The following is a 26131-nucleotide window of genomic DNA, read 5'->3' on the forward strand; positions in this document are numbered from 1 at the left end:
TCATCACGCATTCTGCACACCGACCTCTCGCGCCCTCGGGCCGGGTAGGGCACCGTGGTAGGGAGCGAGAGGAGACATAAGATGTCGAATCACACCTATCGGGTCACGGAAATCGTGGGAACCTCTCATGAAGGCGTCGACGACGCCATCCGCAGAGGCATCGCGAGAGCTTCGGAAACGTTGCACAATCTCGATTGGTTCGAGATCACGCAGGTTCGCGGAGAGATCACGGATGGCCGGATCGAGCACTATCAGGTGGGCCTGAAAGTGGGCTTCCGGCTCGACGAGACGAGCTGATCCGGCGCGACCGGATCAGGGCCGCGTCCGGCCGGTGCCGCCACGCCGGGATCACGTACGGCCCTCACGCTCCTGGGCGTCCTCAAGCCGGGGCGATACCTTCATCCAGCGGGCCCGCACCACGGCGAAGCCGGCCTGCTCCGCCGCATCGCAGACGAGTTCGTCGTCATCGACCAGCATCCGCACCTCACGCTCCCGGCCCAGCCGCTTCAGGATCTCCAGCTTGGTGTGCCGGGCCGGCCTGCGGTCGTCGTTGCGGCGCATGTACAACCGCCCCTCGGGCAGCCCCTGTCCCGCCAGCCAGGCCACGGTGCCCCGGCGGCAGCGCTCGGGCCGCCCGGTGAGATACCTGACCTCGCATTCCTCGGCACTGCTCAGTACCAGCCGCACCCCTTCGGGAAGCGGCGGGTCGTCGACGGCTGCGGAGAAGAAGCCGCTCCAGTCGCGCCGTCGACCCTCCAGATAGTGCTGCCGATGGCCGGTGTCCGCGAGCGTGCCGTCCAAGTCGAATACGGCCAGGGGCCGGTGGTCGCTTCTCACTCCCCCAGCAAATCAGACCAGCGCAACCACCAGGAGCACCAGCACGACCAGCCCGGCCACCGCTGCGGCGACGCGCAGGGACCGGCGCCGCGACCAGGGGTGTGCTCCGTCGACCTCTCGCCCGAACAGACCGGGCAGACCCTGAAGCCCGTGTCGTCGCACTGCGGACACTTCTTGGTGCCCCATCCCCGACATTCCGGACAAGCGGTGTGGGGTTTGCGGCACTTCACACAGGTGGCCCGCCTGACAACGGGCTTCTCCCGCGCCGACTCGGCCGTTGTGCGGCCCTTGCGGCGTTCGCCCGTGCCATCGCACCAGGTGCACGGCTCGACACCCTTGCAGGCCGGGCACATCGGGCCGGTGTCACAGCGCAGCTTTCCCTCGGCCCGGCACCGCGAGCACGGCTGGCGTCCCTCGTCGCAGCCGCAGGGCACCGTTCTCACCGAGCCACGGAGCACGAACTCCGCCGTCCGCGAAACCGTCGGATCCTTGGGCGGCTCGACCGGATGGTCGCGCAGATCGCCTTCGTACGTGGGCCGCCCCGACGTGTCGTAGGTGCCGGGCCTGGTCTCCGGCCGCGTGGTCCGAGTCTCCACGCACCGGACGATTCTCAGGTCGAGCATCGGGAGTTGAGCGATGTCGGCGCCGGTCCGCCGCGGCTGCGGCCCCTGTCCGGGCCGGCCGGTGTGCCGGGCGACCGCTTCGAGGATGTCGTCCTCGGACAGTGAATCGGCCATGACGGCGCTTCCACCTCCCCGGTAGGCGCGCCCGTGCGCAGGACGCAGCGTACGGGCGGGGCCGTCCGCCACTCAAGAGTGCGCCGCGAGGACCTCACGAGGACCGCCCCGAGACGTCCGTTGCACAACCCCCGCGCCCACACACGCGCGGATGTGTGATCATGTCCCTACGTTCCGCGCAGATCGCAAAAGGTTGTCCAGGATGTGCATGGAACCAAAAGCGTTCGTAAAGCTATATTCAGGTTTGTGGCATCCAACGTTAACCATGTGAAGCGAATACTCCTGCGTTCAGGGAAGAGCCCCTACGACGTCGTCCCTGTCGAGCGAGCTCTCCATGAGGACGTGTTCGCCACCAACTCAGGCAATCTGATCTTCAGCGACGCCGCTCACAAGATCCTGGAGACGCCGCGTTCGGAGGTGGTGTCGAACGGCATCGCCACCAGGGTCGCCGATGCCGACCGGATCAACAGCGAGTACGACGTCTTCGTCATCCCGCTCGCCAATGCCTTCCGGCCGTCCTTCGAGCGCCAGCTGGAGCGCCTGACGCAGCTGATCTCGAAACTGAAGATCCCGGTCGTGGTCCCGGGTGTGGGTGCCCAGACCGGCGTCAACTACTCCGCGGACCGGCTGAAGCCCATGCAGCCGACGGTCCACGCGTTCGTCTCGGCCGTGCTCGACCACAGCGCCTCCATCGGCGTGCGCGGGGAGTTCACCGAGCGGTATCTGCGGGACATGGGTTTCCGTGACGTGGACGTCATCGGCTGTCCCTCGATGTTCCTCAACGGCAGCAGGATCGACATCCGGCAGAGCGGCCGGGCGCTCGGGCCCGAGTCCCGGATCGCCATCAACGGATCGCACGACGCCGTGCGGAAGCACAAGCTCGGGCGGATCATCAACCACACCCACGCGCGCTACCCCCACCTCCGGTTCATCGGCCAGAACCTCTCCGAAGCACGTCAGCTGCACTGGCGCGACCTGTCCCATCAGAACGCCTCGCTGACCGACATCCCCACCCACCCCGACCACCCCATGTACGGGCAGGACAAGGTCCGGGTCTACATCGACCCGGTCACCTGGATGGACGATCTGCGGGGCTTCGACTTCTCCTTCGGCTCCCGGATCCACGGCAACATCGCGGCGCTGCTGGCCGGAACGCCCGCCACCGTGCTCTGCGGCGACTCCCGGACACTGGAGCTGTGCCGCTACTTCGACATCCCGCACCGGATGCTCGCCGACGCCCCCTTCGACCTCGATCCCGCCGGCCTCTGCGCCGAGGCGGACTTCGGGCCGCTGATGCGCGGTCACCAGGAGCGGTTCGACCGGTTCATGAACTTCCTCGACAAGAACGGCCTGGAGAACACCTTCACCCATGGTGACAGCGGTGCGGCCTTCGAGGCACGGATGAGCTCGCTGGCCTTCCCTCCGGGTATCCGCCCGTGGGTCGGAGCCGACGCCTCCACGATGGGTGCGCGACTCAACTGGCTCCAGTCCCAGCTGACGGACCTCACCGCCCAGAACACGCAGCTCAAGCGGAAGCTCGCGAAGAGCACCGCGGTGCCCGTCCAGCGCTCCACGTACCAGCGGGCCCGCAGTGTCGTGGGAAGGCCCATAAAGCGCGCCCTGCGCCCGTCGCGCTAGGACCAGTCCGAACCTGATCCGAGGCCGGTCCGGCAGGACCGGCCTCCGGTCGTCCGGGGCCGGGGCCGGGGCCGGGGAGATGGTCCGGCAGCCCTGCGCCGACCGGTCCCGTACCTACGGGCCTCGCCACGCCTGAGCCACCCCCGACGCCTAGAATCGGAGTGTTTGTCCCTAGGCTGCCGGCCCTGCCCCGATCCGTACGGAGTCCCCGCGCACATGTCCACCCCCCATGATCCGTACGTCCGGGTGCGCGGCGCCCGGGAACACAATCTCCAGGACGTCTCGGTCGACATCCCGCGCGACACACTCACCGTGTTCACCGGCGTCTCGGGCTCCGGGAAGTCCTCCCTCGCGTTCGGGACGATCTACGCCGAGGCGCAGCGCCGCTACTTCGAGTCCGTCGCCCCGTACGCCCGCCGGTTGATCCATCAGGTCGGTGCGCCCGCGGTCGGCGAGGTCACCGGGCTGCCGCCCGCCGTCTCGCTGGAGCAGCGCCGCTCGGTGCCCGGTGCCCGTTCGTCCGTCGGGACGGTCACCACGCTCTCGAACTCCCTGCGCATGCTGTTCTCGCGCGCCGGGGACTACCCGGCCGGTGCCGAACGGCTGGACTCCGACTCCTTCTCACCGAACACCGCCGCCGGTGCGTGTCCTGAGTGCCACGGTCTCGGCCGTATCCACCGCACCACCGAGGAGCTGCTCGTACCCGACCCCTCGCTGTCGATCCGGGACGGTGCGATCGCCGCCTGGCCGGGGGCCTGGCAGGGCAAGAACCTGCGCGATGTGCTGGATGCGCTGGGCTACGACATCGACCGACCGTGGCGCGAGCTCGACGCCGGGGACCGGGAGTGGATCCTGTTCACCGATGAGCAGCCGGTGGTGACGGTCCATCCGGTGCGTGACGCGGGGCGTATCCAACGCCCTTACCAGGGAACGTACATGAGTGCTCGCCGTTATGTGATGCACACCTTCGCGGACTCCAAGAGCCGCACTCTGCGGGCGAAGGCCGAGCGCTTCCTGACCAGTGCCCCCTGCCCGGTCTGCGGTGGCAGTCGGCTGCGTCCGGAGGCGATGGCCGTCACCTTCGCCGGCCGTTCGATCGCCGAACTCGCCGCGCTTGCGCTCACCTCGCTCGCCGAGGTGCTGCGCGAGGCGGGCGGCGGTGACACGGCGCGGGTGCTGACGGCAGATCTGCTCGCCCGGATCGAGACGGTCACCGAGCTCGGACTCGGCTATCTCAGCCTCGACCGCACGGCTCCGACACTGTCCTCCGGCGAGCTGCAACGGCTGCGGCTCGCCACCCAGTTGCGCTCCGGTCTGTTCGGTGTCGTCTATGTGCTGGACGAGCCGTCGGCGGGTCTGCACCCGGCCGACACCGAGTCGCTGCTGGGGGTGCTCGGCCGGCTGAAGGAGGCCGGGAACTCGGTCTTCGTCGTGGAGCATCAGATGGATGTGGTGCGCCGGGCGGACTGGCTGGTCGATGTGGGACCGCTGGCCGGTGAGCACGGGGGCCGGGTGCTGCACAGCGGCCCCCCGGCCGGACTTGCGGCAGTGGCGGAGTCGGCGACCCGGCGCTTCCTCTTCGACGACGGACCCGCTCCGGTGCGGGAGGTGCGTACGCCGTCGGGGTGGCTGAAGCTGAACGGGGTCGACCGCCACAATGTGCGGGGGGTGGACGCGGAGTTTCCGCTCGGGGTGTTCACGGCCGTCACCGGCGTCTCGGGGTCGGGGAAGTCGACCCTGGTCGGTCAGGTGCTGGCCGGTGTCCTCGCCGACCGGCAGGCCTCCGCCACCGCCGACCTCCCCACCGAGCGTCCCACACCCGGGTGCGCGTCGGCGGAGGGACTGGAGGCGGTGGACCGTCTGGTGCAGGTCGATCAGAGGCCCATCGGCCGTACCCCTCGGTCCAATCTGGCCACGTACACCGGGCTCTTCGATGTCGTACGGAAGCTGTTCACCGAGACGGACACGGCGCGCGAGCGCGGCTACAAGGCCGGACGGTTCTCGTTCAACGTGGCGGGCGGGCGGTGCGAGACCTGCCAGGGCGAGGGGTTCGTCTCCGTCGAACTGCTCTTCCTGCCCAGCACGTACGCGCCCTGCCCCGACTGTCACGGTGCGCGGTACAACCCTCAGACCCTGGAGATCACCCTGCGCGGTCTCGACATCGCGCAGGTACTGGACCTGACGGTGGAGTCGGCGGCCGGCTTCTTCGCCGGTACGCCCGCTGCCGAGCGCAGTCTGCGGACACTGCTCGACGTCGGCCTCGGCTATCTGCGGCTCGGTCAGCCCGCCACGGAGTTGTCGGGGGGTGAGGCCCAGCGGATCAAGCTCGCCGCCGAGCTCCAGCGCACCCGCCGGGGCCACACCATGTATCTGCTCGACGAGCCGACGACCGGGCTGCACCCTGCCGATGTAGAGGTGCTGATGCGGCAGTTGCACGGCCTGGTCGACGCGGGCAACACGGTTGTGGTCGTGGAGCACGACATGGCGGTGGTGGCGGGCGCCGACCGGGTGATCGACCTCGGTCCCGGCGGCGGCGACCGGGGCGGCCGGATCGTTGCGGCGGGACCGCCCGCCGAGGTCGCGCGTGCGGAGGGCAGCCGTACGGCGGCGTACCTCAGGGCGTCCCTCCGTCTCGCCTGAGGATTCCATCGATTTCAACTGCCCAGTTTCCACTGAGAGTTGCCGCATCGGGCAAGCAATGGGAAATGAAAAGGCAAAGAACATTGACCACAGGCTGGTCCAGACCAATCATGGGCATGCCTCACGGCCGCTCCATGCCGTGCGGCACGTGACCCCCGGCCGGGATTCACAGGAACGGGCCGCGCCCCCGACGGGGCGCGGTTGAGCCGTGCGATCCGCCCGTTGTCTCACCCCGCTGGGAGCACCCCATGAGACGTCCAAGAACACTCGGCGCAGTCCTGAGTGTCCTGGCAACGACCATCGCGTCCGCCGGCCTGATTCTCGGATCAGGCGCCGGTGCGCAGGCCGCCACGACCGCCGCCACGCCCCTGCCCGCGCATGTCTTCGCCCCTTACTTCGAGGCGTACAACGGAGACAGCCCGGCCGCTCTCTCCGAGCAGTCCGGTGCCAAGTATCTGACCATGGCCTTCGTCCAGACGGAGGCCCGCGGTTCCTGCACCCCGTACTGGAACGGCGATTCGGGCCGGCCCATCGCACCGTCCGAGTTCGGCGCCGACTTCACCACCATCCGGTCGCGCGGCGGCGATGTGATCCCGTCGTTCGGCGGCTACGCGGCCGACAACGGCGGCACCGAGATCGCCGACAGCTGCACCAGCGTCGACTCGATCGCCGCGGCGTACGAGAAGGTCATCACGACCTACGACGTGTCCCGCCTCGACATGGACATCGAGGACAACTCGCTGGAGAACAGCGCAGGAATCGACCGCCGCAACAAGGCGATCAAGAAGGTGCAGGACTGGGCCGCCGCCAACGGGCGTTCGGTGCAGATCTCCTACACCCTGCCCACCACCACGAGCGGTCTCGCCGACAGCGGTCTGGCGGTGCTGGAGAACGCCGTGTCCAACGGCGCCAGGGTCGACGTCGTGAACCTCATGACGTTCGACTACTACGACGGCGCCTCGCACAACATGGCGCAGGACACCCAGACGGCGATCACCGGCCTGAAGGGCCAGCTGGCCGGCCTGTACCCGGCGAGGACCGACGCCCAGCTGTGGAGCATGACCGGCATCATCGAGATGCCGGGCATCGACGACTACGGCCCGGCCGAGACGTTCACCACGGCCGACGCCACCTCGGTCTACAACTGGGCCGTGTCCAAGGGCGTCAGCACCCTGTCGTTCTGGGCGCTGCAACGCGACAACGGTGGCTGCCCCGGCACCGGGGGCAGCGACAGCTGCTCCGGCATCGCGCAGGACACGTGGTACTTCTCCCACACCTTCGAGCCCTTCACGAGCGGCACCGGTCCGGTGACGGACGACTACTCGGTGGCCGTCGCACCCGGTTCGGCCACAGTCGCCCCCGGTGGCTCCACAACGGCGACCGTGAACACCGCGGTCACCTCCGGCAACGCGAAGACCGTCGCGCTGACGACGAGCGGGGCTCCCGCCGGGGTGACGGCGAACCTCAGCCCGGCCTCGGTGACCGCAGGGGGTGCGTCGAAGCTGACGGTCGACGCGTCGGCTTCCGCGGCGCCCGGCACCTACCGGATCAATGTGACCGGCACCGCGGGCACGCTCAGCCACGCGGCGACCTTCACCCTGACGGTGTCGGGTCCGGGTGGCGGCACCGGCGCACTGGTGAACGGCGACTTCGAGACGGGTTCGCTGAGTCCCTGGACCTGTGAATCCGGCGGCGCGGTCGTCTCCACTCCTGTGCACGGCGGTTCGCACGCGCTCGCTGCGGCGGCCGGCTCGTCCCGGACGGGCGAGTGCACGCAGACGCTCACGCTGTCCCCCAACACCAAGTACACACTGAGCGGTTGGGTGCAGGGCAACTACGGCTACCTCGGTGTGCGGGGCGACGCCTCGGCGAGCACCTGGGGTTCGTCGAGCGGCTATGCCAAGCAGTCGGTGGCGTTCACCACCGGCTCTACCGGCACGGTGACCGTCTATCTGCACGGCTGGTACGGGCAGGGCACGGTCTACGGCGACGACATCTCGGTGACGTCGTGACCTGCCTGAGCCGCTGAGACTTCCTGGCCCCTGAGGTGGGCGGCCTCCGGGGCCAGGAACTCGGCCGTGGTCTCAGCGGTGCACCTTCCGGGTCGCCCGCAGCCACTCCTTGTTCATGGCCGAGATCGACGGCAGCGGAATGCCCTTCGGGCAGGCCGTGGCGCACTCGCCGGTGAGGGTGCAGCCGCCGAAGCCCTCGCTGTCCATCTGTCCGACCATGTCGAGCACCCGGGTCTCGCGCTCGGGGGCGCCCTGCGGCAGGACATTGAGGTGGTTGATCTTCGCCGACGTGAAGAGCATCGCCGAGCCGTTGGGGCAGGCCGCGACGCAGGCGCCGCAGCCGATGCACTCGGCGTGTTCGAAGGCGAAGTCGGCGTCCGGCTTGGGCACCGGTGTGGCGTGCGCCTCGGGGGCGGTGCCGGTCGGGGCGGAGATGTAGCCACCCGCCTGGATGATCCGGTCGAAGGCCGAGCGGTCCACCACCAGGTCCTTGACGACCGGGAAGGCGGAGGCGCGCCACGGTTCGATGTCGATCGTGTCGCCGTCCTGGAAGGACCGCATGTGGAGCTGGCAGGTGGTGGTGCGCTCGGGGCCGTGGGCATCACCGTTGATGACAAGGCTGCAGGCGCCGCAGATGCCTTCGCGGCAGTCGTGGTCGAAGGCGACGGGGTCGTCGTCGGCGAGAATGAGTTCCTCGTTGAGGGTGTCGAGCATTTCCAGGAACGACATGTCCTGCGAGATGCCGTCCACCTCGTAGGTGGACATGGCGCCGGGGGCGTCGGCGTTCTTCTGGCGCCAGACGCGCAGGGTGAGCTTCATGCGTAGCTCCGCTGAGTGGGGTGGACGTACTCGAAGACGAGGTCTTCCTTGTGCAGAACGGGTGCCTCGCCGGTGCCGGAGAACTCCCAGGCGGCGGCGTAGGAGAATTCCTCGTCCCGGCGGGCGGCTTCGCCGTCGGGGGTCTGTGACTCCTCGCGGAAGTGGCCTCCGCAGGACTCGGCGCGGTGCAGGGCGTCGAGGCACATGAGCTCGGCGAGCTCCAGGTAGTCGACGATGCGGTTGGCCTTCTCCAGCGACTGGTTGAACTCGTCGCCGGCGCCGGGAACCTTGATGCGGCGCCAGAACTCGTCGCGGATCTGCGGGATCCGGTCGAGGGCCTTGCGCAGCCCCTCCTCGGTGCGGGCCATGCCGCAGTACTCCCACATGAGTTCACCGATCTCGCGGTGGAAGGAGTCGGGGGTGCGGTCGCCGTCGACGGAGAGCAGCAGGTTCAGCCGGTCCTCGGTGTCCGCCACGACCTCTTCGACGGCCGGGTGCGAGGCGTCGACCTCGTCGTGGTGCGGGTTGCGGGCCAGGTAGTCATTGATGGTCGACGGCAGGACGAAGTAGCCGTCGGCGAGGCCCTGCATCAGCGCCGAGGCGCCGAGCCGGTTGGCGCCGTGGTCGGAGAAGTTGGCTTCGCCGATGGCGAAGAGGCCGGGGATGGTGGTCTGGAGGTCGTAGTCGACCCAGAGTCCGCCCATCGTGTAGTGCACGGCCGGGTAGATGCGCATCGGGGTCTCGTACGGGTTCTCCGCGGTGATCCGCGCGTACATGTCGAAGAGGTTGCCGTACTTCTCCTCGACCTTGGCCCTGCCCATCCGCTGGATGGCTTCGGCGAAGTCGAGGTAGACGCCCTGTCCGCCGGGGCCGACACCGCGGCCCTCGTCGCAGACGTTCTTCGCGGCGCGCGAGGCGATGTCACGCGGCACGAGGTTGCCGAAGGCCGGGTAGATGCGCTCCAGGTAGTAGTCGCGCTCGTCCTCGGGGATCTCGTTCGCGGGGCGGTTGTCGCCCTTGGCCTTCGGCACCCAGATCCGGCCGTCGTTGCGCAGCGACTCGCTCATCAGCGTCAGCTTGGACTGGTGGTCGCCGGTGCGCGGGATGCAGGTGGGGTGGATCTGGGTGAAGCACGGGTTGGCGAAGTACGCGCCGCGGCGGTGGGCGCGCCAGATGGCGGTGGCGTTGGAGTTCATGGCGTTCGTCGACAGGTAGAAGACGTTGCCGTAGCCGCCGCTGGCCAGCACGACCGCGTCGGCGAAGTAGGTGTCGATCTTCCCGGTGACCAGGTCGCGGGCGACGATGCCGCGGGCCTTGCCGTCGACGATGATCAGGTCGAGCATCTCGGTGCGGGCGTGCAGTTCGACGTTGCCGGCCGCGATCTGCCGGGACAGCGCCTGGTAGGCGCCGAGGAGGAGTTGCTGTCCTGTCTGGCCGCGGGCGTAGAAGGTACGGGAGACCTGTACGCCGCCGAAGGAGCGGTTGTCCAGGAGGCCGCCGTACTCGCGGGCGAAGGGGACGCCCTGGGCGACGCACTGGTCGATGATCTCCACGGAGATCTGGGCGAGCCGGTGGACATTGGACTCGCGGGCGCGGAAGTCGCCGCCCTTGACCGTGTCGTAGAAGAGCCGGTGGATCGAGTCGCCGTCGTTGCGGTAGTTCTTCGCGGCGTTGATGCCGCCCTGGGCGGCGACGGAGTGGGCGCGGCGGGGCGAGTCCTGGAAGCAGAACTGGACGACGTGGTAGCCCTGTTCGGCCAGCGTCGCCCCGGCCGAGCCGCCGGCGAGGCCGGTGCCGACGACGATGACGGTGTGCTTGCGGCGGTTGGCGGGGTTGACCAGCTTCGCCTGGAAACGGCGGGTGTCCCAGCGTTCGGCGACGGGGCCTTCGGGCGACTTGGTGTCGACGACGGGTGCGCCCGTCTCGTAGTGCGAATAGTCGGTCATGTCAGCTCACGACTCCGGTCATGACGGCGACGGGTACGGAGATGAAGCCCACCGTCAGCACCAGTGCGAGGACGTTGGCGATGGTCTTGAGGGCTCGGTCGCGGGTCGCGTTTCCCGCGCCGAGGGTCTGGGCGGCGCTCCAGAAGCCGTGCTGGACGTGGAGTCCGAGGGCGAGCATGGCGACGATGTAGATGGTGTTGCCGTACCAGGTGGAGAAGGTGTCGATGACGTTCTGGTACGGGTGCCCGGACTGGAATCCGCCGGAGTGCACGGTGCCCGTCGTCAGGTCGAGAATGTGCCAGACGATGAACAGGGCGAGGATGATCCCGCCCCAGCGCATGGTCCGCGTGGCATAGCTCGCCCTGGGCTTCTTGTGGACGTACTTGCTGGGCCGTGCCTTGATGTCGCGCCGGCTCAGCTGGTATGCGGAGGTGGCGTGCAGCACGACGGCGGCGACGAGCACGACGCGGACGATCCACAGGGCCCACTCGTAGTGCAGGAAGGGCTCGCCCATGGTCCGCAGCCAGTGCGCGTAATGGTTGAACTCACCGGACCCGAAGAAGATCTTCAGGTTGCCGATCATATGGACAACCAAGTAGAGGAGCATGATCAGGCCACTCACGGCCATGATCGTCTTCTTGCCGACGGACGAGTCCCAGAGCGTACGCGTCATGGACGGCCGTCGGTCCGTCCGTGTTGCCAATGCCATGGACACGACGCTAGGGCCGAAAGACCCCATCAGTCCAAGACATGGAGCAGCTCATCTTCATAGGCGTGGACTATTGTGGCCGCTATGCTGAGTGTATGCAATTCCAGCAGCTGACGTACTTCGTGGCCGTGGCCGAGACCCGTCACTTCACCCGCGCCGCTGAAGAGGTGCACGTTTCACAGCCCTCGCTCTCCCAGCAGATCAGAGCGCTGGAGAACGAGCTGGGGGCGGAGCTGTTCAGCAGGGCCCGCGGCAACATCACCCTGACCGATGCGGGCGAGGCCCTGCTGCCGCTCGCCCGGCGCATCCTCGCCGACGCCGACACCGCACGCCACGAGGTGCAGGAGCTGGCTCAGCTGCGCCGGGGCCGGGTCCGGCTGGGCGCCACGCCCAGTCTCTGTACGGGCCTGCTCCCCGACGTACTGCGCGCCTTTCACGACCGGCATCCGGGAATCCAGCTGCTGCTGGAGGAGGGCGGCTCGCTCGACCTCGTGCGGGAGCTGGCGCGCGGAGCACTCGATCTGGCCCTGATCGTGCTGCCGCTGCCCGCGGCGTCCCCCGCGCTCACCACGGTCGAGCTGCTCCAGGAGGATCTGGTCGTGGTGTCGTCGGCACAGGCGCCGCGGCCCGGCCGGGGCGGGAGCGTGAGGATCGCCGACCTCCAGGGGGAATCCCTGGTGATGTTCCGGCACGGCTACGACCTGCGCGAGCTGACGGTCGCCGCCTGCCGCGCGGAGGGCTTCGAGCCGTCGTTCACGGTGGAGGGCGGGGAGATGGACGCGGTGCTCGGCTTCGTCCGGGCGGGACTCGGGATCGCTGTGGTGCCCAGCATGGTCGCCGTCCGGGCCGGCCACGACCTGCGGACCACACCGCTGGCCCGCCCGGGCCTGCGGCGCACGATCGCGCTCGCGCACCGCAGCGATGTGGCCCCACCGCGCGCGGCGCGCGAGCTGCAGAAGGTGGTACTCGCAGCCGGCCGGGCCTGAGCCGGTCACGGGCCGCCTGTCACGCGGCCCACGGCCGCCCTTTGTCCCCCATCGCCGGACGGGCTTGTTCTTCGCGATTGACGACGAGACGTCGACCGGACGGCCTCGGCGCCTTCACTCCCCGCCCCCTCACACCGCGTCGGCCAGCAGCAGTGAGTGGATCCGGTCGGGCGCACCGGGGCGGGCGTAGTACCACCCCTGGGCCGTGTCGCACCCCAGCTCCCGCAGCTGCTCCGCCTGGGCCCCGGTCTCCACACCCTCCACCGTGACCGCGAGGTCCAGGCTGTGGGCCAGCGAGACGATTCCCTCGACGATCTTCAGATCGACCGGATCCGCCGGATGCTGCTGCATGCCCTGCGTGAAGGAACGGTCCAGCTTGAGGACGCTCACCGGAAGCCTGCGCAGGTTCGCCAGGTTCGAGTACCCGGTGCCGAAGTCGTCGAGTGCTATGTCGACGCCCATTTCCGCCAGTTGCCGCAGTGGCTTCAGCAGATCGTCGTCCGCTCCGATGAGCGCGGACTCGGTGACCTCCAGGCACAGGGCCCCGGGTTCGAGCCCCGACCGCTCCAGCACGTCGACCGTCTCGGCGACCAGCCGCGGATGGTGCAACTGGGTCGGCGAGAGGTTGACGTTTATCCGCAGCGGACCGCCGTCGCTGTGCCGCTCCTGCCAGAAGTGGGCCTGCCGCACGGACTCCTCCAGCACCCAGCGGCCGAGCGGCACGATCAGCCCGGTGTCCTCGGCGAGCGGGATGAACCGGTCGGGACCGAGCACCCCGTGCTGCGGGTGGCACCAGCGCACCAGTGCCTCCGCGCCGTGCACCGTGCCGTCGCCGAGGTGTACGAGGGGCTGGTACTCGATGAAGAACTCACCGCGCTCCAGGGCGGCGGGCAGCGCGGTGGTCAGCCCGTGCCGGGTGATGGCACGGGCATCCGCCTCGGCGTCGGCGAGCTCGAAGCGGTTGCCGCCCGCCGACTTGGCCCGGTACATCGTGATGTCGGCGCTGCGCAGTACCTCGGCGGCGCTGCGTTCACCGGCCGGCCCTTCGACGACCCCGATGGAGCCGCGTACGGTCAGCTCACGGCCCTCCAGCCGGATCGGGGTTCCGAGCACGCCGAGGATGCGGCAGGCCAGCTCGTCGACCTCCGTCCGGGTGTCGGGGCCGGTGGTCAGGGCCACGAACTCGTCGCCGCCGAGCCGAGCCACCATCTCGCCGGGCGCGGTCGCACAGCTCTGCAGCCGGTCGGCCACCTCGACCAGCAGCCGGTCCCCCGACGCGTGGCCGAGGCTGTCGTTGATCGCCTTGAAGCCGTCGAGGTCCAGGTAGCACAGGCCGAAGCGGCTGCTGTCGTCGGCGGAGAGCGCCTTCTCCAGCCGTTCGAAGAACAGCGTCCGGTTGGGCAGGCCGGTGAGCGCGTCATGCGTGGCCTCGTACCGCAGCCGCAGGTTGAGCAGCCGACGCTCCGTGGTGTCCTCCATCAACGCCAGCTGATACTCCGGCCTGCCCTCGGAGTCGCGCAGCAGTGACACCGTCAGATTGGTCCACAGCACGGTGCCGTCATTGCGGTAGTACGGCTTCTCGACCCGGTAGTGCTCGCGTTCGCCACGTACCAGCTCGTTGTAGTACTTCCATACCTGCGGCGAGTCCTCGGGGTGGACCCACTCGTTGAGCTTGTGGCTGCGCACATGGTGTTCGAGCCCGCCGAACATCCGGGTGAGCGTGTCGTTGACCTCCAGCACATTGCCGTCCAGGTCGGCGATCCCGATGCCGATGGCCGCGTCCTTGAAGACGGCGCGAAAGCGTGCCTCGGTGGCGTGCAGAGCCTGCTCGGCGTCCGAGCGGGCGGTGAGCGCCGAGCGGGCGATGGCCTCCTGTTCGGCGAGGGTCCGCTCGCGCAGCGCATGGGTGAAGCCGCCGGCGAGGGCATGCTGTATCCGGGCGCAGCGGGCTCTGCTGTCCTCGGTCGACAGCGCCGTCGCGCCGTTGCTTCCGCAGTAGAGCACGAGGTAGGAGTCGATGACGCCGAGCGTGCTGCTGAGTGCGTCCGGGTCCGTGCAGTGCGCGGCCACAAGGGCGACGCCCACGTCGCTCGCGGGCGTCGCGTCGAAGGGCCGCGCGTGCAGGATGTCGCTGAGCCCGCGGGCCAGCGGCAGCAGATGCTGTTCGAACTCCGTGCGCGTCATGGAGGTGGCTGTCGCCGGGAAGGTGGCCCGGCTCCAGATCGTGGCGAATCTCCGGAGCCGGTCCTCGGGCCCGTCGGGCTCCGTGTCGGGCGCTCCGGACGACTGGGCGGGAATGCTCACGCCTTGCGTCCCACCCCTGCGAAGCCCGAGAAGGCAAATGGGTCCTCGTGCTCCACCGCGTGGGGAGTGTCGGGGCGCCAGTTCGGCATGGACACGAGTCCGGGCTCGACCATCTCGTATCCCTCGAAGAAGCGGGCGATCTCTTCACGCGACCGCATGACCAGCGGGTTGCGGATGTTGTTGTAGACGCCGACCGCGCCGCCCGCCTGCTCCCGGGTGAGCGGAATCCCCTCGTACGAGGCGTGGGTGATGACGATGAGGCTGCCGGGGGCGAGTTGCTCGCGCAGTTCGGCGACCGAGGTGTGCGGGTCCTCGGAGTCCTCGATGAAGTGGAGTACGGCGACGAGCAGCAGAGCCACCGGTCGGTCCAGGTCGAGCAGTTCGGTGATCGCCGGGCTTTTCACGATCTCCTGCGGGCGGCGCAGATCCGCGGCGGCGATCACCGCCCGGTCGTTTCCTTCGAGTACGGCCCGGCTGTGCGCGACCGCAACGGGGTCGTGATCGACATACGCCACCCGGGCCTCGGGGTCGGCCGCCTGTGCGACTTCGTGCACATTCCCGAAAGTCGGTATTCCGGAACCGATGTCCAGAAACTGGGTGATGCCCTGGCTCACCGCATATCGCACGGCCCTGCGCATAAAGGCGCGATTCGCCTGCATGATCTTGGGGAGTCCCGGCATGAACTCCATGGCCTTGCGAGCCGCTTCCCGGTCCACCTCGAAATTGTGCGATCCGCCCAGATAGAAGTCGTACATGCGAGACACGCTCGGCACCGAAATGTCTATGCCTTGCGGTGCCCAGGCGGGACGCTCCATCGATGTCTCCAACAAGTCGCCACGGCGATCCGGCCATGTTCATGGTCAGTGTTGACCAGAGGCTACTGATCGACCGCCAGGAGAGCGAGCAGAAACGGAAATTAGCCGTCCGTTATTGGTCACACACCAGTGGCATGTGCAACCGGTCCGTCGCTGCGTGTGACATTCGGTGGCGGACCGGCCCCGGAGGGGCGCTGTCGGGTTACTTGGGGACGCCCACCAGTTCGGCGTCGGGGGACACCGCGTACCATGCGCTCCCGACGCCCTGGCCGTTGGCGTCTCCGGGCTTCACATCGCCGGAGAAGGTATGGACCGGCCAGCAGTCGATGGCTTGTTGCTTGATTCCGTCGGGCCGATTGAAGGTGACAAAGCCCTTGGTCGTGACGCCTTTGACGTCTTTCTTTGTCAATGGGCAACGACCGGCCACTTCGAGAGGCAGGCATCGGCCATGCGACGTCCTTCTTGAACCGATAGACCGTCATGCCGCGCTTGTCCACGACGAAGTCCCCGAGTTTCGGGTCCTTGCGGACCGAAAGCCCCGCGAGTTCGGCCGGTTCGGCGCCGGCCGGGCTGTCGGCGTTCACCGCGGCCTTCTTGCCGTCCGGCGCGGACGCGAACCAGGTGCCACCCACGCCCTGCCCGTTGGCGTCGCCGGGCGCGGTGTCCTTGGCATAGAGGTACATCGGCCAGCCCGCAATGGTGAGTTGCTGGGTGCCGTCGGAGCGGGTGACCTTTCCGATCAGTGCGGGATCGGTCCCGGCTGCCCGCGTGACATTGCCCGCGAGCACCACCGGCCAGATCTTCGCGCACTCGCCCTCGCAATTCGACTCGGGCGGACTCGCGGTGTCCTTGTCGAAGCGGTAGAGCGTGAAACCCTCACTGTCCGTGAGGACTTTGCCGAGCTTCTTGCTGTTCCACACCCCGAGCCGGCCTGCCTGCTTGCCCGAGCTGCCCTGCTCCGCGCCGTCGGAGCCGTAACCGCTGCCGGAGCCGTAACCGTCCGATCCGTAGCCGCTTCCCGTGTCCCGTCCGGCCGGGTCGGCGTTGCCCACGTTCTGCCCGTTGGGAGTCTTGGTTCCCCTTTCCGGACCGCACGCCGTCGTCAGTGCCAACAGAGCCGCCGCCGTCACTGCGAGTGAGGCGTTCCGCCAGGAGCTCATGCCAACTCCTTTCATATAAAGCGAGTTGTGACGCGTCTTCGCGTCATCCATGGCCATGGGTACGGGCGGCAGCCCCCTCTTCGTTGAACGCGTCCAGATAGTTACCCTGAGACGCAAACACCCGACGCCACATATCCCCACCATCAGGGGAATCCGGTGCGCACCCGGCGTGCGCTGCTACCGGCCGGAACATGCTCCCCGTCGTGTACGGATCACTCATAGGACGGCTCACGACAGCCGTCGCACTTCTCTGGCTGCTGACCGCCCCGGCACCCGCGGTGGCGGACAGCTGCGCCTACGCCTCCATCGGGGAGAGCGGCGGGAGTTCGGCGGTCGCCGTGTCGGGCACCGGTCACTGTCACGCGGGCCCGGCGCCCAAGCCGACTCCACCCCCCGCTCCTCCTCCTCCTCCTCCTCCACCACCACCACCGCTACCACCACCCACACCACCACCGCCGCTACCACCACCCACACCACCACCGCCGCTACCGCCACCACCACCGCCCCCTCCTCCACCGCCCCCCGCACCACCACGACCGGATCCGGAGCCCGCGCCACCGCCTCCTTCACCCTCGCCCTCCGTGCGCCCCACGCATCCCGCGCCCCGGCCCGTGGCGCTCCCCGCCTACCGCAAGCCGCCGCGCAAGGTCCCGCGGCGCGGCACCTCCCTGGTCACCCTCACCCTGCTGATCACGGCCCCCGCGGTGTTCGCCGTCGCCGTGCTGCGTCCCCGCTCCCGATGACCTCCGGAGGAACCCATGTCGGAATGGCTTGTTCTCACCCTCGCGATGGTCGCGGTGAGCGCCGTAGTCCTGACCATCGCCGTACTCAACAACCGCCGGATCGGGGACGATGACGACCCGTCCGAGACCCCTGACGTCATCGAGTACATGACGATGATGATCGGCGTGGTCTACGCGATCGTGCTGGGCCTCGCCATCGCGGGCGTCTGGGAGGGCCGCAGCGCCGCCCAGGAGTACGTGCGCCAGGAGGCCCAGGCGCTGCACGAGGTGAACGTCCGCTCCGCCGTCTACCCGGCCGAGGTGCGTACGCGCATCCGCGCCGATGTCGACGCCTACGTCCGCCACGTCGTCCACGACGAGTGGCAGTCGATGACCGAGCACGGCTCTCTCACCGACGACGGGGCCCTGCTCCTCGGCAAGGTGCGCACCGATGTCACCGACTACCGGCCGAGGAACGATCACGAGGGGCAGGCATATCAACCACTGGTCGATCAGGTCGCCGCAGCCGACGACGCGCGCAGCGGACGTGGGCAGAGTGCCGGTGCGACCATGCCGGGCGTGGTCTGGTTCGGCCTGATCACCGGGGCGCTGGTGACCGTCGGGCTGATCTTCACGCTGCAGATCCGCAGAACCTTCCGCGAACTGCTGCTGGCCGGCCTCTTCAGCGTCCTGATCGCCTTTCTCCTCTTCCTGATCTGGGACTTCGACTCCCCCTTCGGCCGGGGTATCTCGGCCACCGCGGCACCGTTCCTCGATCTGTTCCCCGGCGCGGCGGGCGGATAGCGGTCCGCCGAAATACCGGCGGTGCGCCGCTCGGGGGAAACAGGTGCCCCGGGCGGCGCACTCCGATCGCGAACAGAATGCGCAACTTCTAGCGTTTGGCGCGTCGAGGCGCATTTCTGACGCTATGTGGAAAACCGTTCCGCAACTGCTCCTCGGGGACCCGGAGGATTCCATGCGCGCAATAGGTGCCGCACCCGTCGCCCTGCTCGGCGCCGCCGCTCTCGCCCTGACCGCTCCGGCTGCAACCGCATACGCCGCGACGTCGGGAGGCGCGTCCTCCGCGACCGGATACACCGTCACTCCGTCGGTGATCGTGCCGGGGAGCCAGGTCATCCTGGCCGCCCGGGGGTGCTCCACAACTGCCACAGCCGGCTCCGGAGTGTTCGACACGGTCACCATTCCCAGGGGCGCGGCCGTCGCGACCACGGTGGACCGGGACGCAAAACCTGGCGCCGCCTACGAGGTGACGTTCATCTGCAATACGTCACCCGGCTCCACGGCGAAGGCCGGACTCACGGTCCGCGCGGCCTCCGACGCGCCCGCCACGAGTACCCCGGCCTCGCCGGCCGGTGTGCAGGGCGGACTCGGCGGCAGCGTCGACAGGATGAACGCCGCGGAGATCGCCGCCGGAACGGCGCTGGCGGTGGTCACGGCCACCGGCACCATCTATGTCATACGTGAGCGCAAGGGGAGCCGCCCGCACTGAGAGCAGGGCAGTGCGGCCCGATACGCCCGTCGCCCCGAGTCCTCCGGCAGGACTTGGGGCGACGGGCGTGTCGGGCCGACACCACCCGTTCGCCCTTCACTGATCGCCGCCCGGCCGTCCCGCGCTTAACGTTCCAAGCGTCGCGACGAAGGGAGAACCATGGGCCGGGACAACTGGCGCGTCGAACGGACCAGGCACTCGCCCTGGGGCGCTATCGCCCTGGTGCTGCTCACCGGCCTGGCATTGATACAGAACGGCGCGGACTTCTCCCTGGGCCCTCCCCGGCCGGCCGCCGCCACGTCGGTCGACCTCCGTCGGGCGGCCCCCGGAGTACCCAGCGGCAGCCCTGTCCGGGGCGTTGTCACAGCCCGGGCCGGGGTCGGTGCCGGGACCGGATAGCCTCACTGCCGTGACAGACCAACAGCCCCACCAGTTCGAACGTGGCACAGACGGCCCGAGAGTGATCGTCGCAGGCCTCGACGGGTCCGATTCCTCCATGCATGCCGCGGCGTACGCGGCGGGGCTCGCCCGTCGTCAGGGGGCCATGCTCGCCCTCGTCTATGTCCAGCCCGTGCTGCCCGCGGGGGCCGCGCTCGGCGCACCGGTCGCCGATACGACCGGAGAGGTCGCGGAGGAGCTGGTGAACGAGATCCGGGAGGCGACGGAACGGATGAAGGACATATGGGATGTGCGCTGGGAGTTCCACACCTTCCGCGGTGATCCCTACAACGGGCTCGTCACAGCGGCGGACGAGCTGAAGGCCGATGCCGTCGTGGTGGGAGCGTCGGAGTCGGCCGGGCACCGGTTCATCGGATCGGTGGCGATCCGGCTGGTGAAGGCGGGCCGTTGGCCCGTCACGGTGGTGCCGTAACCGTCGCGGAATCCTCACCTCAGCCGGACGGCACACCGTCTTTCGCACCGGACCCACCTGGGCCATCATGAGCGCCCGTCAGGGACAGCCGTCAGCGGAGAGGTGACTCATGGCAAGGCTCCGAGTGGGCGAGGGTGTGCTGCGCCGCAAGCCGATCGAGCAGATCGACGAGAAGGGGCCGGTGGGGGACGCCACCACTCAGCTCACCAGAACGCTCGGGTTGTGGCAGCTCACGGCGATCGGCGTGGGCGGCATCATCGGCGCGGGTATCTTCACCCTCGCCGGCACGGTGGCGAACGGCACCGCCGGGCCCGCGGTCCTGATCTCCTTCCTGATCGCGGGTGTGGCGAGCGCGGCGGCCGCCTTCAGCTACGCGGAGTTCGCCGGCCTGATCCCGAAGGCCGGCTCCGCCTACACCTACGGATACGCGGTACTCGGCGAGCTGGTGGGCTGGTTCATCGGCTGGGACCTGCTGCTGGAATACACGGCGATCGTGGCCGTGGTCGCGATCGGCATCTCCGGCTACTTCAGCTTTCTGCTCGGAGAGATGGGGCTCGAACTGCCGAAGTGGATGCTGGGTGCGCCCGGCACCGGGTCGGGCCATCGCGTGGACCTGTTCGCCGCGCTGCTCTGCCTGCTCGTGGCGTACCTTCTGACCCTCGGCATCAAGAACGCGGCCCGCTTCGAAACGGTCGTGGTGGTCCTGAAGGTCCTGGTCGTCCTGCTGGTCATCGGCGTCGGCGTGTTCCACATCAACACCGCCAACTACAACCCGTTCTTCCCGTTCGGGGTGAGCGGTGCCTTCACCGGTGCGGCCACGGTGTTCTTCGCGGTGTTCGGGTACGACGCCATGTCGACGGCGGCCGAGGAGTCCAAGGACGCCCAGCAGCACATGCCGAAGGCGATCCTGTACTCCCTCGCGATCTCCATGGTGCTCTATGTGGCGGCTTGTCTGGTGCTGACGGGGATGCAGAGCTACAAGGACATCGACCCGGAGTCCGGCTTCTCCACTGCCTTCAAGTCGGTGGGGCTCAGCGGACTCGCCGATGTGATCGCGGTGGGCGCGATCATCGGCATCCTCACGGTGATGTTCACCTTCATGCTCGGCGTGACCCGGGTGTGGTTCTCGATGAGCCGCGACGGGCTGCTGCCGAAGTGGTTCGCCAAGACCCACCCGACCCGGCACGTACCGACCCGGGTGACCTGGATCGTCGGTGCGGCCTCGGCCGTGATCGCCGGGTTCCTGCCGATCGGCGAGGCTGCCGAGCTGACGAACATCGGCATTCTGCTGGCGTTCGTGGTGGTGTGCGTCGCGGTGATCGTTCTGCGTTACAAGCAGCCCGATCTGCCGCGTACGTTCCGCACCCCCGGCATGCCGTTCGTGCCGGCCCTGGGTGTGGTGTTCTCGATCTGGCTGATCACCTTTCTGCAGTGGCAGACGTGGGTACGGTTCGCGGTGTGGTTCCTGATCGGTCTGGTGATCTATTTCGGTTACTCGTACCGGAAGTCGGAGATGGCGAAGACACCGGAGACGGGTACGGGGGCTGGTACAGGTACAGGTTGATCCATCGCCTGTAAGAACGCCCGGTCGACCGCCGCCCGACCGTTCACCGCACCATTCGCCGCACTGTGCGACCGCTCGTCGCACGGAGCCGCCCGTCGCCTGTTCCTCGGCGCCGCGATGCGTTCGTATACGCCAGTCGGCAGCGAAGCGGCAAGGGGCCACTGCGGGGAAGGGCGTTCACGATGACCACCACGACGACCGATGAGCGGGCCCTGGCGGATCTCCAGCGGGACCACGGCCCCGCCGTTCTCACTTTCCTGCTCGGGCTGACCTTCGGCGACCGGCAGCGGGCCGAGGATCTGCTCCAGGAGACGCTGGTGCGGGCCTGGCAGAACCCGGAGGCCTTCGACGCTCCGTACGACTCGATGCGGCCCTGGCTCTTCACTGTGGCCCGGCGCCTCGCGATCGATGCGCGCCGCTCCAGGCAGGCCCGGCCGACCGAGGTGAGCGACATCGTGCTGGAGACCGCCGCGGGCGGGGAGGACACCGCCGAGTCCACGGTCTCGGCCCTCGACGTACGCGATGCGGTACGCACCCTCAGCCCGGAACACCGTGCGGTCCTCGTCCAGATATATTTCCGTGGGCTGAGCGTGGGCGAGACGGCCCGGACTCTCGGTATTCCGGCGGGCACGGTCAAGTCCCGGTCCCACTACGCGCTGCGTCAGCTCTCCCGTAACCTGCCGGGCTACTCCAGCAGATCCTCCACGGTGATCAGGGCGAGCAGCGACACGGCCTCCGCGACCTCCATGTAGTCGGCGGCGCAGCGGTCACAGGACTGCAGATGGCGGGAGACCGTTCGGGTCTCGTCGGCCGTGAGCGCATCGAGAACATAGGCGCCGAGCGATTGCCGCACGTGCGCGCCCTCTCCGTGATCGGCGGTCATCGCATCCTCGTGTCGTGGACGGATCCGGTCATGACGGATCCTGTCTTTCTGGCCACGTAGGGCGCGCTCCCCCGGTTCAATGCTCCGTGAAGCCCGGTGCCGAGAAGAGAGAGAGGCGAGACGGGATGCGCCCGGAACGTCAGGATGGAACCAGTGGGGGCGGGCTGCTGGTCCCGATGGCCTGGATGTACGCCGAGTACATCGCCGACGAACTGCTGCGGACCGGCGATCTGATGGAGCCGTCCACCCTGGAGTACCGCGCGGGGCGGGACGCGCTCGCGCTCACCGTCTTCCTCTCCGACGGTGGGGTGCCCGATGCTCTGCCCGCGGCCCGGATGGACGAGCTGCGGCTGTTGACGGCGTACGAGGCGGCCTGGCGTGGCTGGGTCTGTGAGCGGCTCGACGCACTTGACACGGCCCCGGGGCTCGCGCCCGGCGACGCGGATCCAGATCTGGCGCTGGCCCGCGCGGCCTGGCGGTGGCTGGAGGAGACCGAGCTGCTCGCGGCCGACCTCGATACGATCGGTCCGCCGCCCTGGGGACCGATGAGCGACGGGGCGGATACGGAGGAGGAGGCCCAGGTGTGGACGCCGGCCTGGCAGCTGGGGCTGCCGCTGGGGCATCTGGCGATCCATCTGCACTGAGCGCCGCCCCACCGGGTGGTCAGGAGCCGTACACCCCCGCACGGTACTTCGGCAGCCGTACCGTGACCTTCATCCCGGCGCCGATGCCCGTCTCGATGACGAGTCCGTAGTCGTCCCCGTACACCTGGCGCAGCCGCTCGTCGACGTTGAGCAGCCCGATTCCGGTCGACTTGCCGCCCTCGCCGCGCAGGATGTGGCGCAGGCGTTCCGGATCCATCCCGGCGCCGTCGTCCTCGATGACGACCTCGGCCTCCGAACCGGCGTCGAGTGCGCGGATGGTGATGCGGGTCGGGGTCTCCCCTGCTCGAACGGAGTCGGGAGTTCGGGGAAGGGTGACGGCTCCTTCGAGGCCGTGTTTGACGGCGTTCTCGACCAGGGGCTGGAGGCAGAGGAACGGCAGGGCGACCGGCAGTACCTCGGGGGCGACCTGGAGGGTGACCGCAAGCCGCTCTCCGAAGCGGGCCCGTACCAGTGCCAGGTACTGGTCGATGGAGTGGAGTTCGTCGGCGAGGGTGGTGAAGTCGCCGTGGCTGCGGAACGAGTAGCGGGTGAAGTCGGCGAATTCCAGCAGGAGTTCACGGGCCTGCTCGGGGTCGGTGCGGACGAACGAGGCGATGGCTGCCAGCGAGTTGAAGATGAAGTGCGGGGAGATCTGGGCCCGCAGCGCCCTGATCTCGGCCTCGATGAGCTGAGTGCGGGACCGGTCGAGTTCGGCGAGTTCCAGCTGTACGCAGACCCAGCGGGCCACCTCTCCGGCCGCTCTCGCCAGCACCGCGGATTCGCGAGGGGCGTAGGCGATGAGGGTGCCGAGGACCCGGTGGTCGACGGTGAGCGGCACGGCGACGGCCCAGCGCAATGGGCAGTCGAGGTCGTCGCAGTCGCTGTGGAAGGCGGTGTCCCGGCCGCTGGCGAGGAGGTCTCGCACCTGGTCCATGACGTGCCGGCCGTGGTGTTCGCCCTCGCCGTCCCAGACGAGCACCCGGTCGCGGTCGGTGAGGCAGAGGGCGTCGGTGCCGAGCAGGGAGCGGAGCCTGCGGGCGGATTTACGGGCGCTCTCCTCGGTGAGTCCGGCGCGCAGTGGGGGCGCGGCGAGCGAGGCGGTGTGCAGGGTCTCGAAGGTGGCGTGCTCGACGGGGGTTCCGACGTCGCTGGTACGGACCGGCCGGGCGGTGCGGCGGCCGAGCAGGAAGCCCGCGCCGAGCAGCAGGAGGACGAGCAGGACGAGTACGGCGTATCCGGCCCCGGTCATCGGTGTCCCCCCGAGGTCGGGAGGGCCCGGCAGTGGGCAGCGCGGGTGAAGGAGCGGGGCTGGGGTACGTGCATCGCAAGGCGGATGATCGGGGCAGATGGGGTCTTCCCTGCTCGAACGCAGCTGAGAGCTTGGGGAAGGAGCGTTGGTGATTGACGGCAACGCCGCGAGGTGCGTGCCCCGGCCCCGCGACGCCGCGAAGCCCGCTGCCGGGCCCTCACAGCGCTTCCGGCAGGTGGAAGCGGGTCATGGCGGCGTTCGTACCGGGAGGTATGGAGCCGGGCGTGGCGAGGGACACCAGGACCATGGCGAGGAATCCGACCGGCACCGACCAGACGGCGGGCCAGGCGAGCAGAGCGTGCGGCCAGCCGGGCGGGCGTACCGCGCCGCTGACGGTGATGGCGACGGACAGGAACGCGGAGCCGCCGCCGAGCAGCAGCCCGGCGATCGCGCCGGGCGGGGTGAGCCGCCGCCACCAGATGCCGAGGACCAGCAGTGGGCAGAAGGAGGACGCGGAGACGGCGAAGGCCATCCCCACCGAGTCGGCCACCGGCACCCGGCTCACCATCAGTGAACCGGCCAGCGGTACGCACATGGCGAGGACGGTGGCCAGCCGGAAGTGCCGTACCCCGCGCGACGGGAACACGTCCTGGGTGATCACTCCGGCGACGGCCATCGTGAGGCCGGAGGCGGTCGACAGGAACGCCGCGAAGGCGCCGCCCGCGATGAGCGCGCCGAGCAGGTCCCCGCCGAGCCCGCCGATGACGCGTTCGGGCAGCAGCAGCACGGCGGCGTCCGCGTCCCCGCCGTGGATCAGCTCGGGGGCGTACAGCCTGCCCAGTGCGCCGTAGACCGGCGGCAGCAGATAGAACAGGCCGATGAGGGCGAGGACAGCGACCGTCGTGCGTCTGGCGTCGCGGCCGTTGGGGCTGGTGTAGAAGCGGACGACGACATGCGGGAGGCCCATGGTGCCGAGGAACGTCGCGACGATCAGCCCGTAGGTGGCGTACAGCGGATGGTCGGCGCGGAACACGGAGAGCTGCTCGTCGAAGTGGACGCGGGGCTGCCCGTCGCCCCGCCAGGCGAGCACCAGGAAGATCGCGGGGACGAGGAGTGCGGTCAGCTTCAGCCAGTACTGGAAGACCTGTACGAAGGTGATGGACCGCATGCCGCCCGCGGCGACGGCTATGACGACGACGGAGGCCACGAGCACATCACCGAGCCAGCCGGGCGCCCCGGTCAGGATCTTGAGCGTCAGCCCCGCGCCCTGGAGTTGCGGTACGAGATAGAGCCAGCCCGCCGCGACGACGAAGACGCTCACCAGCCTGCGCACCTGCCGCGATTCCAGCCGCCCCTCGGCGAAGTCGGGCAGGGTGTACGCCCCCGAGCGGCGCAGCGGTGCGGCGACGAACACCAGCAGCACCAGATAGCCCGCGGTGTATCCGACCGGGTACCAGAGCATGTCCGGGCCGTGCACGAGCACCAGGCCGGCGATGCCGAGGAAGGAGGCGGCGGAGAGGTATTCGCCGCTGATCGCTGCGGCGTTGAGCCGGGGCCGTACGGTGCGTGAGGCGACGTAGAAGTCGGAGGTGGTACGGGAGATGCGCAGCCCGAAACCGCCGACGAGGACGGTCGCGACGACGACGGCGGCGACGGCCGCCACCGCGTAGGTACGGCTCACTGTGCGGGGCGGCCTTCCACGAGCCGGGCGAAGTCGCGTTCGTTGCGCTCGGCCCGTCGCACGTACCACCAGGCGGCCAGGGTCAGTGGTGGGTACGCGGCGAACCCCAGGACGGCCCAGACGAGCGCGGCGCTGTGCAGGGCTTCGAAGACCAGCGGCAGTGTGCCGACGACGACGGCGAGGACGGTGAACGCGGTGAGTCCGGCCCGCAGTTGGCTGCGCATCAGCGAGCGGACGTAGGCGCCGCCGAGTGCGGTCTGCTCGTCGATCTCCGACTGGGTGCGGTAGCGCGGCAGCGGGCGCACCCGCCGGGGCTCCCCCGTCACCACTTCACGCCGGGGCGTTGGCTCTGCGGACATGGGCCCGGAGTGTACGCAGCACCGGACGGTCGTGGGAAGGGGTTC

The 26131-nt window shown here is 69.0% G+C and carries 23 protein-coding genes and 1 pseudogene; 12 read left to right on the forward strand and 12 right to left on the reverse strand.

Features of this window, described 5'->3' with window-relative positions:
- Positions 1 to 81 precede the first annotated feature (81 nt).
- On the forward strand, positions 82 to 297 hold the full coding sequence (locus OG609_RS03335; RefSeq protein WP_266355349.1) for a dodecin: 216 nt from the start codon (positions 82 to 84) through the stop codon (positions 295 to 297).
- Between the two features lie 51 nt (positions 298 to 348).
- Here the strand turns inward: OG609_RS03335 and OG609_RS03340 are convergent, their stop codons facing one another.
- Complete coding sequence (locus tag OG609_RS03340) at positions 349 to 837, reverse strand: phosphatase domain-containing protein (protein ID WP_327271365.1); 489 nt, start codon at positions 835 to 837, stop codon at positions 349 to 351.
- Between the two features lie 12 nt (positions 838 to 849).
- Positions 850 to 999 (reverse strand): hypothetical protein, encoded by a 150-nt coding sequence (locus tag OG609_RS03345; protein WP_327271366.1) that lies wholly within the window; start codon positions 997 to 999, stop codon positions 850 to 852.
- Positions 1000 to 1820: 821 nt separating this feature from the next.
- On the opposite strand from OG609_RS03345, the gene OG609_RS03350 reads away from it, so the two are divergent.
- From OG609_RS03350 to OG609_RS03360, 3 genes are all read left to right on the forward strand, one after another.
- A complete protein-coding gene (locus OG609_RS03350; protein WP_327271367.1) occupies positions 1821 to 3212 on the forward strand; it encodes a polysaccharide pyruvyl transferase family protein in 1392 nt (463 codons plus the stop codon).
- A gap of 216 nt (positions 3213 to 3428) precedes the next feature.
- Positions 3429 to 5852, forward strand: a complete 2424-nt coding sequence (locus tag OG609_RS03355) for an excinuclease ABC subunit UvrA (RefSeq protein WP_327271368.1) — start codon at positions 3429 to 3431, stop codon at positions 5850 to 5852.
- Positions 5853 to 6100: 248 nt separating this feature from the next.
- Positions 6101 to 7864, forward strand: coding sequence for a glycosyl hydrolase family 18 protein (locus OG609_RS03360; protein ID WP_327271369.1), 1764 nt, complete (start codon positions 6101 to 6103; stop codon positions 7862 to 7864).
- A 72-nt stretch (positions 7865 to 7936) separates the two neighbouring features.
- Here OG609_RS03360 and OG609_RS03365 read toward each other — a convergent pair whose 3' ends face one another.
- From OG609_RS03365 to OG609_RS03375, 3 genes are read right to left on the reverse strand one after another with little or no spacing between them, the layout of a single operon-like run.
- On the reverse strand, positions 7937 to 8683 hold the full coding sequence (locus tag OG609_RS03365) for a succinate dehydrogenase/fumarate reductase iron-sulfur subunit (RefSeq protein WP_327271370.1): 747 nt from the start codon (positions 8681 to 8683) through the stop codon (positions 7937 to 7939).
- Complete coding sequence (locus OG609_RS03370) at positions 8680 to 10629, reverse strand: fumarate reductase/succinate dehydrogenase flavoprotein subunit (protein WP_327271371.1); 1950 nt, start codon at positions 10627 to 10629, stop codon at positions 8680 to 8682. Before OG609_RS03370 ends, OG609_RS03365 begins: the two co-directional genes overlap by 4 nt.
- 1 nt (position 10630) lies before the next feature.
- Entirely contained in the window at positions 10631 to 11338 is a 708-nt protein-coding gene (locus OG609_RS03375; RefSeq protein WP_114248013.1) for a succinate dehydrogenase, read from the reverse strand.
- Positions 11339 to 11433: 95 nt separating this feature from the next.
- On the opposite strand from OG609_RS03375, the gene OG609_RS03380 reads away from it, so the two are divergent.
- Complete coding sequence (locus tag OG609_RS03380; RefSeq protein WP_266355367.1) at positions 11434 to 12324, forward strand: LysR family transcriptional regulator; 891 nt, start codon at positions 11434 to 11436, stop codon at positions 12322 to 12324.
- A 129-nt stretch (positions 12325 to 12453) separates the two neighbouring features.
- Here the strand turns inward: OG609_RS03380 and OG609_RS03385 are convergent, their stop codons facing one another.
- The 3 genes and pseudogenes from OG609_RS03385 to OG609_RS03395 form a co-directional block, all read right to left on the reverse strand.
- A complete protein-coding gene (locus OG609_RS03385) occupies positions 12454 to 14628 on the reverse strand; it encodes a putative bifunctional diguanylate cyclase/phosphodiesterase (protein WP_327271372.1) in 2175 nt (724 codons plus the stop codon).
- Complete coding sequence (locus OG609_RS03390; RefSeq protein ID WP_327271373.1) at positions 14625 to 15443, reverse strand: SAM-dependent methyltransferase; 819 nt, start codon at positions 15441 to 15443, stop codon at positions 14625 to 14627. Before OG609_RS03390 ends, OG609_RS03385 begins: the two co-directional genes overlap by 4 nt.
- Positions 15444 to 15645: 202 nt before the next feature.
- Positions 15646 to 16603: pseudogene (locus tag OG609_RS03395) on the reverse strand (SCO0930 family lipoprotein).
- A 581-nt stretch (positions 16604 to 17184) separates the two neighbouring features.
- Here OG609_RS03395 and OG609_RS03400 point away from each other — a divergent pair.
- The 6 genes from OG609_RS03400 (at position 17185) to OG609_RS03430 (ending at position 22022) form a co-directional block, all read left to right on the forward strand.
- Positions 17185 to 17346: a hypothetical protein gene (locus OG609_RS03400; RefSeq protein WP_327271374.1), complete on the forward strand. Its 162-nt coding sequence runs from the start codon at positions 17185 to 17187 to the stop codon at positions 17344 to 17346.
- A gap of 15 nt (positions 17347 to 17361) precedes the next feature.
- The gene (locus tag OG609_RS03405; protein ID WP_327271375.1) at positions 17362 to 18129 is read left to right on the forward strand and encodes a bestrophin-like domain; all 768 of its coding nucleotides are present in this window, start codon (positions 17362 to 17364) and stop codon (positions 18127 to 18129) included.
- Positions 18130 to 18301: 172 nt separating this feature from the next.
- Complete coding sequence (locus OG609_RS03410; RefSeq protein WP_327271376.1) at positions 18302 to 18835, forward strand: hypothetical protein; 534 nt, start codon at positions 18302 to 18304, stop codon at positions 18833 to 18835.
- Positions 18836 to 19244: 409 nt separating this feature from the next.
- Positions 19245 to 19706, forward strand: coding sequence for a universal stress protein (locus OG609_RS03420; RefSeq protein WP_327271377.1), 462 nt, complete (start codon positions 19245 to 19247; stop codon positions 19704 to 19706).
- A 109-nt stretch (positions 19707 to 19815) separates the two neighbouring features.
- The gene (locus OG609_RS03425) at positions 19816 to 21270 is read left to right on the forward strand and encodes an amino acid permease (RefSeq protein ID WP_327271378.1); all 1455 of its coding nucleotides are present in this window, start codon (positions 19816 to 19818) and stop codon (positions 21268 to 21270) included.
- 182 nt (positions 21271 to 21452) lie between these two features.
- The gene (locus OG609_RS03430) at positions 21453 to 22022 is read left to right on the forward strand and encodes a sigma-70 family RNA polymerase sigma factor (RefSeq protein ID WP_327271379.1); all 570 of its coding nucleotides are present in this window, start codon (positions 21453 to 21455) and stop codon (positions 22020 to 22022) included.
- On the opposite strand, the gene OG609_RS03435 is transcribed toward OG609_RS03430, so the two are convergent.
- Positions 21956 to 22153, reverse strand: coding sequence for a zf-HC2 domain-containing protein (locus OG609_RS03435; RefSeq protein ID WP_327271380.1), 198 nt, complete (start codon positions 22151 to 22153; stop codon positions 21956 to 21958). The genes OG609_RS03430 and OG609_RS03435 overlap by 67 nt on opposite strands.
- Positions 22154 to 22278: 125 nt before the next feature.
- On the opposite strand from OG609_RS03435, the gene OG609_RS03440 reads away from it, so the two are divergent.
- A complete protein-coding gene (locus OG609_RS03440; protein ID WP_327271381.1) occupies positions 22279 to 22797 on the forward strand; it encodes a hypothetical protein in 519 nt (172 codons plus the stop codon).
- Between the two features lie 19 nt (positions 22798 to 22816).
- Here the strand turns inward: OG609_RS03440 and OG609_RS03445 are convergent, their stop codons facing one another.
- From OG609_RS03445 to OG609_RS03455, 3 genes are all read right to left on the reverse strand, one after another.
- Complete coding sequence (locus tag OG609_RS03445) at positions 22817 to 24046, reverse strand: sensor histidine kinase (RefSeq protein ID WP_327271382.1); 1230 nt, start codon at positions 24044 to 24046, stop codon at positions 22817 to 22819.
- Positions 24047 to 24263: 217 nt separating this feature from the next.
- Positions 24264 to 25727, reverse strand: coding sequence for a sodium/solute symporter (locus OG609_RS03450; RefSeq protein ID WP_327271383.1), 1464 nt, complete (start codon positions 25725 to 25727; stop codon positions 24264 to 24266).
- A complete protein-coding gene (locus OG609_RS03455) occupies positions 25724 to 26086 on the reverse strand; it encodes a hypothetical protein (protein ID WP_327271384.1) in 363 nt (120 codons plus the stop codon). Before OG609_RS03455 ends, OG609_RS03450 begins: the two co-directional genes overlap by 4 nt.
- Positions 26087 to 26131 lie beyond the last annotated feature (45 nt).

It is taken from the genome of Streptomyces sp. NBC_01224 (assembly GCF_036002945.1).
Lineage (GTDB): Bacteria > Actinomycetota > Actinomycetes > Streptomycetales > Streptomycetaceae > Streptomyces.